The organism is Tenacibaculum aiptasiae (genome assembly GCF_965221665.1).
GTDB lineage: Bacteria > Bacteroidota > Bacteroidia > Flavobacteriales > Flavobacteriaceae > Polaribacter > Polaribacter aiptasiae.
The window spans coordinates 316,019-329,829 of the sequence record NZ_CBDCSN010000002.1; the positions used below are offsets into that span (position 1 = coordinate 316,019).

Sequence of the window (13,811 nt, forward strand, 5' to 3'; positions counted from 1 at the left end):
TTCCTTTATTTAATAATTAATGTAAACCCATCCTTTTACCACTTTCATTCCTTCATTAATTTCTAAAATGTAGAAATAAGGTCCTGTTGGAAGTTTCTTTGATTTATTCTCTACCACTCCAGTCCAATCATTTTGATAATTTCTGGTATTGAATACACTAACTCCTCTACGGTTTAATATTTGTAATCTGTTGTTTGGATATTTATGCAACCCTTCTATAATGAATATATCATTTACATTATCTCCATTTGGTGAAAACCCTTTAGGTATGTTTAGATCTGATGAATCACATACATCTCCCACTCCATCTTTATCTAAATCTTTTTGTTCTGGGTTATAAGTAGTAGGGCAATTATCTACATTATTTAAAACACCATCTCCATCCATATCTTCATCACATATATCTGCTATCAAGTCATTATCTATATCATTTGAAGTAAAAATTATTTCTGCAGTAGCTGTACTTGTTAATCCATTAGAATCTGTGACGGTTAATATTACCTCATGAGCAGTTAAAGTTGGACATTCGAATACTGTTTTGTTTAATTGCAAACTAGCAATTCCACATTCATCAAAAGAACCATCATTAATTTCTTCTGGGGTAATTGTTGCATTTCCATTTTCATCTAACTCGACAACAATATCTTTTGTTATTGCTATCGGCTCTGTTACATCTTCAACGGTTACAGTTGCAGTCTTCGTGTTTACATTTCCGTTAACATCGGTTACTGTTAAGGTTACTATATTAGCTCCTACATTGCTACAATCAAATGATGTTGTATCTAAACTCATCGATTGAATTCCACAATTATCGGCTGATCCATTATTGATTAGTGCTGGTGCAATACTTACACTTCCTGTGGCATCTAATTGAACAGTGATATCTTGTGCTACCACCGTTGGGTTTACTTTGTCTTCTACCGTTATCGTTGCAGTTTTTGTATCTGAGTTTCCATTAACATCTGTTACTGTTAACGTTACTGTATTTGCTCCAATGTTTGTACAATCAAATGAAGTTATATCTAAACTCATCGATTGAATGCCACAGTTATCGGTTGATCCATTATTTATTTGTGCTGGTGTAATGCTTGCATTTCCTGTGGCGTCTAATTGAACAGTAATATTCTGTATTATCACTGTTGGATTGATTTTGTCTTCTACGGTTACGGTGGCTGTTTTTGTAGCTACATTTCCGTTAACATCCGTTACCGTTAAGGTCACTGTATTTACTCCTACATTACTACAATCAAATGAAGTTGTATCTAAACTCATTGATTGAATTCCACAGTTATCGGCTGATCCATTATTGATTTGTGCTGGTGTAATACTTGCATTTCCTGTAGCATCTAATTGAACCGTGATATCTTGTGTAACTACTATTGGATTTACTTTGTCTTCTACAGTTACCGTAGCTATATTTGTGTTAGTGTTTCCATTAACATCTGTTACTGTTAACGTTACTGTATTTGCTCCAATGTTTGTACAATCAAATGAAGTTATATCTAAACTCATCGATTGAATGCCACAATTGTCTGTTGAACCATTATCAATTTGAGCTGGTGTTATACTTACATTTCCTGTTGCATCTAATTGAACTGTGATATCTTGAGTAATCACTGTTGGATTTACTTTGTCTTCTACAATTACCGTAGCTGTATTTGTGTTAGTGTTTCCATTAACATCTGTTACTGTTAAGGTTACTGTATTTGCTCCAATGTTTGTACAATCAAATGAAGTTGTGTCTAAACTTACTGATTGAATTCCACAGTTATCCGTTGATCCATTATTGATTTGTGCTGGTGTAATGCTTGCATTTCCTATAGCATCTAATTGAACGGTGATGTTTTGAGTAATAACTATCGGATTTACTTTATCTTCTACGGTTACCGTTGCTGTATTGGTATTTGAGTTTCCATTAACATCAGTTACTGTTAAGGTTACTGTATTTGCCCCAATCTTTGTACAATCAAATGAAGTTGTATCTAAACTCATCGATTGAATGCCACAGTTATCCGTTGATCCATTGTTGATTTGTACTGGTGTAATACTTGCATTTCCTGTAGCATCTAATTGAACGGTGATATCTTGTGCAACCACTGTTGGATTGATTTTATCTTCAACGGTTACGGTTGCTGTTTTTGTAGCTACATTTCCGTTAACATCGGTTACTGTTAAGGTCACTGTATTTGCTCCAATGTTTGTACAATCAAATGAAGTTGTATCTAAACTCATTGATTGAATTCCGCAGTTATCGGCTGATCCATTATTGATTTGTGCTGGTGTAATACTTACATTTCCTGTAGCATCTAATTGAACCGTGATATCTTGTATTACTACTGTTGGGTTTACCTTATCTTCTACGGTTACGGTTGCTGTTTTTGTAGCTATATTTCCGTTGACATCGGTTACCGTTAAGGTCACTGTATTTACTCCTACATTACTACAATCAAATGAAGTTGTATCTAAACTCATTGATTGAATTCCGCAGTTATCGGCTGATCCATTGTTGATTTGTACTGGTGTAATACTTGCATTTCCTGTAGCATCTAATTGAACCGTTATATTCTGTGTTATCACTGTTGGATTGATTTTATCTTCAACGGTTACAGTTGCAGTCTTCGTGTTTACATTTCCGTTAACATCAGTTACTGTTAAGGTTACCGTGTTTGCTCCAATGTTTGTACAATCAAATGAAGTTGTGTCTAAACTTACTGATTGAATGCCACAGTTATCCGTTGATCCATTGTTGATTTGTACTGGTGTAATACTTGCATTTCCTGTAGCATCTAATTGAACCGTTATATTCTGTGTTATCACTGTTGGATTGATTTTATCTTCAACGGTTACAGTTGCAGTCTTCGTGTTTACATTTCCGTTAACATCCATCACAGTTAAGGTTACTGTATTTGCTCCAATGCTTGTACAATCAAATGAAGTTGTATCTAAACTCATTGATTGAATTCCGCAGTTATCGGCTGATCCATTATTGATTTGTGCTGGTGTAATACTTGCATTTCCTGTAGCATCTAATTGAACCGTGATATCTTGTATTACTACTGTTGGGGTTACCTTATCTTCTACGGTTACGGTTGCTGTTTTTGTAGCTATATTTCCGTTGACATCGGTTACCGTTAAGGTCACTGTATTTACTCCTACATTACTACAATCAAATGAAGTTGTATCTAAACTCATTGATTGAATTCCACAATTATCGGTTGATCCATTATTGATTTGTGCTGGTGTAATACTTACATTTCCTGTAGCATCTAATTGAACCGTGATATCTTGTATTACTACTGTTGGGTTTACCTTATCTTCTACGGTTACGGTTGCTGTTTTTGTAGCTATATTTCCGTTGACATCGGTTACCGTTAAGGTCACTGTATTTACTCCTACATTACTACAATCAAATGAAGTTGTATCTAAACTCATTGATTGAATTCCGCAGTTATCGGCTGATCCATTGTTGATTTGTACTGGTGTAATACTTGCATTTCCTGTAGCATCTAATTGAACGGTTATATTCTGTGTTATCACTGTTGGATTGATTTTATCTTCAACGGTTACGGTGGCTGTTTTTGTAGCTACATTTCCGTTAACATCGGTTACTGTTAACGTTACTGTATTTGTTCCAATGTTTGTACAATCAAATGAAGTTGTATCTAAACTTACTGATTGAATGCCACAGTTATCGGTTGAACCATTATTTATTTGTGCTGGTGTAATACTTACATTTCCTGTGGCATCTAATTGAACGGTGATATCTTGTGTAACCACTGTTGGATTTATTTTGTCTTCTACGGTTACGGTGGCTGTTTTTGTAGCTACATTTCCGTTAACATCGGTTACTGTTAACGTTACCGTATTGGCTCCAATGTTTGTACAATCAAATGAAGTTGTATCTAAGCTCATTGATTGAATTCCGCAGTTATCGGTTGATCCATTATTTATTTGTGCCGGTGTGATTGTAGCATTTCCTATAGCATCTAATTGAACTGTGATATCTTGTGTAACCACTGTTGGATTGATTTTATCTTCAACGGTTACGGTGGCTGTTTTTGTAGCTACATTTCCGTTAACATCGGTTACTGTTAACGTTACTGTATTTGTTCCAATGTTTGTACAATCAAATGAAGTTGTATCTAAACTTACTGATTGAATGCCACAGTTATCGGTTGAACCATTATTTATTTGTGCTGGTGTAATACTTACATTTCCTGTAGCATCTAATTGAACCGTGATATCTTGTGTAACCACTGTTGGATTGATTTTATCTTCTACGGTTACGGTGGCTGTTTTTGTAGCTACATTTCCGTTAACATCGGTTACTGTTAACGTTACTGTATTTGCTCCAATGTTTGTACAATCAAATGAAGTTGTATCTAAACTCATTGATTGGATGCCACAATTATCCGTTGATCCATTGTCAATTTGTGCTGGTGTGATACTTATATTTCCTGTAGCATCTAATTGAACTGTGATATCTTGTGTAACCACTGTTGGATTGATTTTATCTTCAACGGTTACGGTGGCTGTATTTGTGTTAGTGTTTCCATTAACATCGGTTACTGTTAACGTTACCGTGTTTGCCCCTACATTCCTACAATCAAATGAAGTTGTATCTAAACTCATTGATTGGATGCCACAATTATCTGTTGATCCATTATTGATTTGTGCTGGTGTAATTGAAACATTTCCTGTAGCATCTAATTGAACCGTGATATCTTGTGTTACAACTGTTGGGCTTATCTTATCTTCTACGGTTACCGTAGCTGTATTTGTGTTAGTGTTCCCATTAACATCTGTTACTGTTAAGGTTACTATATTGGCTCCAATGTTTGTGCAATCAAATGAAGTTATATCTAAACTCATCGATTGGATGCCACAGTTGTCTGTTGAACCATTATCAATTTGAGCTGGTGTTATACTTACATTTCCTGTTGCGTCTAATTGAACCGTGATATTTTGTGTTACTACTGTTGGGTTAGTGTTATCTACAGTGCTAAAACTTCCTTCAGCAGAAAATCCTGACCCTGCAAAATTATGATCTATTGCTTGAATTTTAAAAGTGTAATTTTTAGTACAAGCTGCAGGAAATTTATAAGTATAACTAGTACCTTGTCCTGTATTACCGACAGCCAGCAATTTACGCCAACCATCATTTTCTTGTGCCATAGGAGTTTTGGTATAGACTGGAGCCCCTATTGGATTCTCCTTTATATATACATTATAACTTAATCCGTTACTTGGAGTTTGTGCATCTGTACTAGCTGTCCAATTTATAGTAACTTCATTACCATTTACTACGGCAGTAGGATTTGTTGGTGCAGTAGGTGGTGTATTAGAAGTAATCGTATTATTCGTATATATTTTTGAAATGAAAGAAGTAGCGGTAACACCTGAAAATACTATATCTAAATCGCCATCATTATCATAATCTCCCCAAACACCATCACTCACTGCTATTTGAGTTAGATTATCTGCAGCAGCTACTTGAGTAAAAACACCTGCGTTATTATTATATATTTTAGTATTTATACTTCCTGTTAGTAATATATCTAAATCTCCGTCGTTATCATAATCGCCCCAAGTCACTGAGCCTTCTTGTTGACCTCTCACATGTGGAGTTGGAAGCTCTGTAAAACTACCACCATTATTTGTGTATATTTTTGTAACATCGGCACTTCCTGTAAACCCAGACATTAATATATCTAAATCTCCATCGTTATCATAATCGCCCCAAGATACAGAGCTGTAAGATATCCCTATTAAATTGGCTGAAACAAGTTCTGTAAACGTACCATTATTGTTAGTATATATTTTAGAGATATCCAAGCTCCCCGTATAACCCGTAAGTAATACATCTAAATCACCATCATTATCATAATCTCCCCAGGCAACAGCACCACTATTTACCCCAATTAAATTGGCTGTAGTCAATTCTGTAAAAGTTCCTGCATCATTTGTGTATATTTTTGATATTGACGAACGTCCAATACCACCAGCTAACAATATATCTAAATCGCCATCATTATCATAATCTCCCCAAGCGACATCTCCAACAATTCCCTGTAGATTAGCTGTGGCTAGTTCAGTAAAAACACCTCCATTATTCGTATAGATTTTTGTTATATAGGTATTCCCCACACCAAAACCAGTTAAGAGTATATCTAAATCTCCATCATTATCATAATCTCCCCATGCTGAAGCCCCATATTGTACTCCTTCTAAATTAGCAGAAGTCAATTCTGTAAAAGTACCTCCACTATTTGTATAGATTTTTGAAACTGGGTCTAAAGCTACACCAATAGATTTTTTACCAGTTATTAATAAATCTAAATCGCCATCGTTATCATAATCTCCCCAAGCTAAATCACTTTGATAAACATCAATTATATTTGCTGTTGTATATTCGGTAAATACCTGTTGTACGGTTACCTTAGCTGTTTTAGCATTAGAGTTTCCGTTGATATCGGTTACTGTAAGTGTTACGGTATTTTCTCCTAAAGTAGTAATATCAAATATATTGGGACTTAATAACATAGACTGAATACCACAGTTATCGGACGAACCATTATCTACCTGTGCTGCTGTTACATTTGCATATCCTGTAGCATCTAATGATACTGTGATATTTTGAGTCTCTACGATGGGTTTTATAGTATCCTCAATACGAAAATTACCCTCTGTAGAAAAAGGAGATCCAGTAAAGCTATGATCAATGGCTTGCACCTTAAAGACGTAATTTTTGGTACACTCTTCTGAGAAAATATAAGTATAACTGGTACCTTGTCCTACATTACCCATAGCTGGTAGTTTACGCCATCCATCATTTTCTTGTGCCATAGGAGTTGTTATATATTCTGGAGTTCCTACTGGATTCTCTTTTATATATACGTTATAACTTAATCCACTGCTTGGTGTTTCTGCATCTGTACTGGCAGTCCAGTTTAGAGTTACTTCATTACCGTTTACGACAGCAGTTGGATTGGTTGGTGCTGTTGGTGGTGTATTTGCTGTAACGGTATTATTAGTATATATTTTTGAAAAGGTTACTGTATCTGCAGTATGAGATCCTGTCACTAAAATATCTAAATCTCCATCATTATCGTAATCACCCCAAGCTACAGAACCATATTGTCCTCCTTGCATATTTGAAGTAGCTAATTCTGTAAAAACTCCATTAGTATTGTTATAAACTTTAGTAATAGGAGTACTACCACTTACTCCAAAAAGTAATACATCTAAATCTCCATCATTATCATAATCTCCCCAAGCTACAGAACCATGTTGTATTCGAGGTAAATTAGCAGTAGTAAGTTCGGTAAAAATACCTGCTGTATTCGTATATATTTTAGAAACAGTAGTACTTCCGTTAAGCCCTGTTAACAAAATATCCAAATCTCCATCATTGTCATAATCGCCCCAGGCTGCAGAACTATAGGATACTGCTGTTAAATTTGCCGTAGCCAATTCTGTAAAAACGCCATTGTTATTGGTATAAATTATAGAATGATCGATACTTCCATCATAACCAGTCAATAATACATCCAAATCCCCATCATTATCATAATCTCCCCAGGCAGCAAAGCTGTCATCAAGATCTAATAAATTTGCTGTAGTTAATTCCGTAAATACGCCATCATTATTCGTGTATATTTTTGAGATTCCTCCTGTCATTAAAATATCTAAATCCCCATCGTTATCATAATCTCCCCAAACAACTGAACCTCTACCAATTACAGGTAAATTGGCTGCGGTATGTTCCGTAAAAGTACCATTAGTATTTGTATAGATTTTTGTTATCGCAAATAACCCACCTGCTAATAAAATATCTAAATCGCCATCATTATCATAATCTCCCCAAGCTGCTGAACCTGCACCTGGTAAATTGGTAGAGGTAAGCTCAGTAAAAACTCCGTTGGTATTGGTGTATATTTTAGAAAATGTATTGTTGGATACACTTGATTCTCCACCGGTTATCAATATATCCAAATCGCCATCATTATCATAATCTCCCCAAACAGCTGAGCTAAGTCGAAGCCCAGTTAAATTTGCAGTATTGAGTTCGGTAAAAGTTTGAGAATAGGTATAAAAACTAATTAATAATAGTAGGGGTAGTAATGGTTTTTTCATTGTATTAAGAGGTGTTTATATTATATAGGTTATAAACATTGTACAAGTAAAAAACTAAACACCCTATTTTGTGGAAAGAAGTTTTCATGAAATAAAACTTATTCTTTTTAATTTCACTACAACTCCATACAAATTAGTATATCTAACTAGGAATCAGACTAAAAAAAACTTCAACTTTCTAATCGAAAACCACGATAAATCTTTCTTATTTTATTAAAAACAGGATTTTCCCCCTTTTTTTTGAAAGGTTTTTCATGTGTGCTTCTTGTTTTTTTATTTTAGATTCAGACACTAAACAATCAATACAAATTTTTACGTATGAAAATATAGAAAAACACTTTTAACCAACATTAACAATTGTCCCTCATGAATCTATCAACCATCAAAACGCCAGGAGTATACATTAATGAAATAAATACTATTCCTAGCTCTGTAGTGCCCGTTGCTACATCTGTACCAGCATTTATTGGATATACTCCACAAGCTATGTATCAAGGGAAATCGTACACCAACGTCCCGACAAAAATTTCATCATTTGCTGAATTTCAAGCGATTTTTTGTTTACCAACACCACCGTCTTCGGTGAATCCTGCTAAGCAATACAATCCACAATATTATTTAGTAAAGCAAGAAAATCAACCAAGTTCCAGTAATCATATAATGATTGCTAACGATTATTACGCTATTGTGCCTGACCCAAACACCATTTATTACTTATATAATAGTATTAAGTTGTTTTTTGATAACGGCGGTAGCAATGCTTATATCGTATCTGTTGGTTCTTATGGAGCAACCTCTGGAAAGGCTGCTCAAATTGGGAACCAAATTGTAAATCCCAATGTTCAAATTGATGATTTAACTAAAGGATTGGCCTTATTAAAAAAAGAGCAAGAACCAACCATGTACATTTGCCCTGAAGCAACATTGCTTTCTGTAGAAAACAATGCTACTTTAATGCAAGAAATGTTATCGCAAGCCTCAAAAAAGCAAACTGCCATTTGTATTTTTGATATTATTGGAGGTAAAACACCTCATCCGAATACTTATATCGAAGACATCACTGCCTTTAGAAATGCAACTGGAAGCACAGGTCTAGATTATGGAGCTGCTTACTATCCTTTTGTAGAAACAACTGTTCAGAAAACCAACGACATTAATTACACGAATTTATTTGGTGGAGATTTGAACAAATTACAAGAGATTTTAAGCCCTGAAAGTAATCCAAATGAATCTGTTAATGCTATCATTAATACTATTCAAAGTACTTCAAGTGAGCATGCTTTAACAGCACATCAATACAACAGTTTATTAATAGCCGCAAGTCCTATTTATAGCACTATTATGACATATATATTGTCTGATGCGAACTTATTACCTCCAAGTGGAGGAATGGCAGGAGTAATTACCAGAACCGACAATCAACTAGGTCCATGGAAAGCTCCCGCAAATGTTGCCATGAACGATGTTATTAACTTACCTATCAATTTAACCAATGCTCAACAAGAAGTTTTAAATGTTGATATTGTTTCTGGAAAATCTATCAATGCAATTCGCTTTTTTAACAGGGCTGGAATCTTGGTTTGGGGAGCTAAAACATTAGATGGAAATAGCCCAGACTGGAGATATCTTTCGGTAAGAAGAACCGTTATATTTCTAGAACAATCTTGTAAAGTAGCTGCTATGGCTTATGTTTTTGAGCCTAACGATTATGGTACTTGGGAATCTGTAAAAGCTATGATTAGTAGTTTTTTATATGGAATTTGGAAACAAGGTGGATTACAAGGCTCTACTCCTGAAGAAGCTTTTTCTGTTGAATGTGGCTTAGGCAGCACTATGACTGCTGAAGATATTCTTAATGGAATTATGAAGGTATCGATAACCGTTGCCCCAATAAGACCTGCTGAATTTATTGTATTTACATTCCAACAAAAAATGGCTAGTTCTAATTAATATAGAACTATCATTAAAACAAAAATTTATTTTTATTAAAAGCAAACCATTATTTTAATTAAATGACCAAGTAACATTTTAGTTATATGCAAAATTTAATTTCCCTTATAAGCAAAGTGTTATTTTCATAGAAACAAAATTTCTCTATAAAATAAATAGGAATCATTAAAATATAAAGCTTACAAAAAATAAGTAAAAAGGCTGCTATAAAACGGGGTTAGCAGCCTTTTTTTGTAGCAATGAAGCCACGAGGTAAATAAAGGAGTTTATTATTAGCTATCTTTTTTAATCTAATGCTACTATCATGTTATATGATTTAAAATTATACTGCCCGAAATACTTTATGTATAATTAAAAAGATAGCAATATTCATAATTATTTACCCCAAACTTTAAACTAGCTCAGCGCTGTTTATATAACTTACTTAAAAGCTTGTCCTAATCTTTAAATCTTACAATAGAAAATCAACAAATTATAAACAAACACTGCATTCTAAATTAATCTGAAGCTAAATTAAATAAGACTCCAACATTTATATACTCAAAAGTAACCAGCGGTCGTTTTAAGTAATAAACGGTAGATATTTGTAATAAACGGTAAAATTCGTAATGATTACAATTGGATTTTATAGGTAATTGAAGTAATTATTCATAAACGACTTCTACTTCTTCTGTTAAAGGGATACTTTGACAACTTAGTACATATCCTTCTTTTACTTCTTTATCGGTTAATGCCAAGTTCTTTTTCATGTGGACTTTTCCTTTCTTCACTTTACATTTACATGTAGAACAAACTCCTCCCTCACATGAATAAGGCGGCTCATGATTATCGTTTAATAATGCTTTTAAAATGGTTTTTCCTTTTGGTATGGTATTTTCTATCTTTTTACCTTTCAAATAAGTTACCAAACTAGCATTTTCTACAGCTTCAATTTCATTAATAGCGCTTCCTCCTCCAAAACTCTCTACAAAAATTCGATCAAAAGGAACATCTATATTTTCCAGACCTTTAATTGTATTATCAATCATTGTTCCTGGGCCGCAAACATAATATTCTGCATTCTGAGCATAAGGTGGATATTCGTTTATAAACCATTCTATACTTGCTGCATCTATTCTTCCTTTTCTAAATTTATTACTAGATGTTTTCCATAAATCACTCCAACTACTTTTAGGTCTACTTAAAGTTTGAACCAGAAAAAATCGATCTTTATGCGTTTCTTCAAGCTGTTTTAACTCTTCCTCAAACATAATAGTTTCCTGACTCCTATTTCCATAAATCATATACACATAGCTTCTTTCTTCTGTATATAAAACTGTTTTTAAAATAGATAGGACTGGAGTAATTCCACTTCCTGCTGCAAATAAATAATAGGTTTTGTAATTTTCTTTTTTTACCTCTGCATAAAAGCGTCCATCGGGAGGCAACACTTCAATATAATCCCCTACTTTAACCTCATCATTAATATGATTAGAAACTAAACCTTCTTTTACTCTTTTCACCCCTATTCGCAAAGGCTCTTCCTTTGCTGGTGAACTACATAAAGAATAAGATCGACGAACCTGTTCTCCTTTTAAATTAAACTGTAAGGTTATATACTGACCAGGCTTATAGTTAAATATTTCATACAATTCATATGGAACATCAAAAGATACCGAAACTGCTTCTTTAGTTTCGTTCTTTACATCTATAACTTTTAAAGAATATGGTTTATTCATCATTCAACTTTGAAAATTCTTTTTGCAAAAATTTGTACTGGATAACTCTCTGCATATTCTCCTTCAATCCTTACCTTTTCTCCAACCTCTACACGCACATAATTATCTTCTAGATTTGGAATACTAATAGTACATGTATACAAACCTCCTTTTTTATCTTCTAAAGTAGCTGTATACCCATCTTTACCATTTTCAATTTTGGTAACAGTAAGCAACGGTAACTTAGATGCTTCTTCTTTTTTTACCGAACTACAGGCAGTAAGCAACACCAATAACAGTATGTATATTTTTTTCATCTCGTATGTATTTTTAATCAAAAGCTCCGTGTTTCTTCATCCATTTTTTTACTTCTTCCTGAAAACGCATAACGGCATACTCTCCTCTTTGTGCCCTTGCTCCTACACTAAACATAGGTGATTTTAATGATTTTTGTTGCTGCTCGCAAGCATATACATCTTCTTCCATAAAATCTCCTGAAGCCATAGGATCACTCGCATCTCCTTCATATTTCCCTTTATTACCATAATGAAGCCAAACCTTACTCATAGACGATTTTGTATACTGTTTGGTAAATTCCCATTCACTTGCATTCTCCATTTTCGAACGAATTACTACCAAAGTCCTGTCAGCTGCTAAAGGAATTGCATGAAAAGTATTCCACGCTGCCTCTCCTTCTGTAATTCCAATATTAGGAAATAACCAAGGCACATAAGCACCTATTTTTTCTCTTGGAACACTACTTATTAAAGGTTGTGGCGATGCATTATCAACATCTGCTAAATAATCTGGAACCAACGGCTCATAAAACCAATAATGAGGTCCTTTCCAACCAAATTCTGCATTGGCATGATCGTACATATTTAATGTTCCTTCATGCAAATGTGCTAGGTGATAATGATCTATATAATTTTCAACAATAATTTTCCAATTTGCTTTGATCTCTTTGGTATAAAATGCTTCCCCTTCTTTTTCTTGATATTCTACCAACTCTTCAGGAATATGAGGGCCTAAATAAGGTTCTACTTCTCCAAAAAACTCCATAATACTAGGCGCATTCTTTTCTGGATGCACAAATAACATACCTTTAAAAATATCTACAGAAGCCTCGTGTAAATTTAATTCGCAATCGTGTAATTCTTTACTACACAAATCAGGAAACTCTTCTTCTTTTTTAGGTACACTAATTAACTTTCCTTCTAAATCATAGGTCCAATCGTGATAGGGACATGTAATTGCTTTTTGTGCCTTTCCTACGGCTCTTAATAATTGTGTTCCTCTATGACGACACATATTGTGAAAAGCTCTTAACCGATGATCGCGACCTTTTACAATAAAAATATTATTGAGTCCTGCTTGAACAGAAATATAATCCCCTGGGTTAGCCACATCTTCTATCAATCCGGCAAATTGCCATGTAGTACTAAATAAAGTTTTCATTTCTAAATCAAACCATTCTTGAGATGTATATGCTTCTATTGGCAATGCATGCATCATATTTCCTGTGGCTGAATTATTATTTTTTGATGTTGAACTCATACTTCTAATAATTTTTAATATTCAATACTACAAATTCATTCTTTACTAAAATCTCTTTCATAACTAACAGTTTACTTTTTCTTTTTTCTTTTCCAAGTTTCCTTATAGGGCTGACCTTCAACAGTCATTAATACTTCCAATGCATCTTTATTTTTTAATGTAAAAATTACTTCATAATATGAACCTCCTGGTAAATACATTTTTCCATTAACGTATTTCTTTCCTTTCTTTTCTACATCTGTTAAAAAATAGTCCTTTTTTTCATTATTTCCTTTGTATTCATTTTTACCATCATTGTAGTAATGGATTTTCCCAAAGAACTTTCCTTTATATTCAACAACCTCATATTCTGCTTCATAATATTGATTCTTAACTGTCCAAGTTCCAACAATCTCGTCATTATTTTGAGCACACGAAATCAATGTAATCAAACATAAAAAGGTTAATAATAGCTGTTTCATTTTTTAATAA

6 protein-coding genes are annotated in these 13,811 nt (G+C 33.9%); 1 reads left to right on the forward strand and 5 read right to left on the reverse strand.

Annotated features, from left to right (window positions below; all coding sequences use genetic code 11):
- Positions 1-9 precede the first annotated feature (9 nt).
- Complete coding sequence (locus ACOQN8_RS01760) at positions 10-8,136, reverse strand: FG-GAP-like repeat-containing protein (RefSeq protein ID WP_420551365.1); 8,127 nt, start codon at positions 8,134-8,136, stop codon at positions 10-12.
- Positions 8,137-8,502: 366 nt separating this feature from the next.
- On the opposite strand from ACOQN8_RS01760, the gene ACOQN8_RS01765 reads away from it, so the two are divergent.
- Positions 8,503-10,086 carry a phage tail sheath family protein gene (locus tag ACOQN8_RS01765; RefSeq protein WP_420551366.1) on the forward strand — a complete coding sequence of 528 codons (1,584 nt, stop codon included), beginning with the start codon at positions 8,503-8,505 and terminating at the stop codon, positions 10,084-10,086.
- A gap of 644 nt (positions 10,087-10,730) precedes the next feature.
- On the opposite strand, the gene ACOQN8_RS01770 is transcribed toward ACOQN8_RS01765, so the two are convergent.
- From ACOQN8_RS01770 to ACOQN8_RS01785, 4 genes are all read right to left on the reverse strand, one after another.
- The gene (locus ACOQN8_RS01770) at positions 10,731-11,807 is read right to left on the reverse strand and encodes a 2Fe-2S iron-sulfur cluster-binding protein (RefSeq protein ID WP_420551367.1); all 1,077 of its coding nucleotides are present in this window, start codon (positions 11,805-11,807) and stop codon (positions 10,731-10,733) included.
- Positions 11,804-12,100 (reverse strand): hypothetical protein, encoded by a 297-nt coding sequence (locus ACOQN8_RS01775; RefSeq protein ID WP_150900376.1) that lies wholly within the window; start codon positions 12,098-12,100, stop codon positions 11,804-11,806. The genes ACOQN8_RS01770 and ACOQN8_RS01775 overlap by 4 nt, the downstream gene beginning before the upstream one ends.
- 13 nt (positions 12,101-12,113) lie before the next feature.
- Positions 12,114-13,340 carry an aromatic ring-hydroxylating oxygenase subunit alpha gene (locus tag ACOQN8_RS01780; protein WP_420551368.1) on the reverse strand — a complete coding sequence of 409 codons (1,227 nt, stop codon included), beginning with the start codon at positions 13,338-13,340 and terminating at the stop codon, positions 12,114-12,116.
- A 71-nt stretch (positions 13,341-13,411) separates the two neighbouring features.
- On the reverse strand, positions 13,412-13,801 hold the full coding sequence (locus ACOQN8_RS01785; protein ID WP_420551369.1) for a DUF2147 domain-containing protein: 390 nt from the start codon (positions 13,799-13,801) through the stop codon (positions 13,412-13,414).
- Positions 13,802-13,811: the final 10 nt, after the last annotated feature.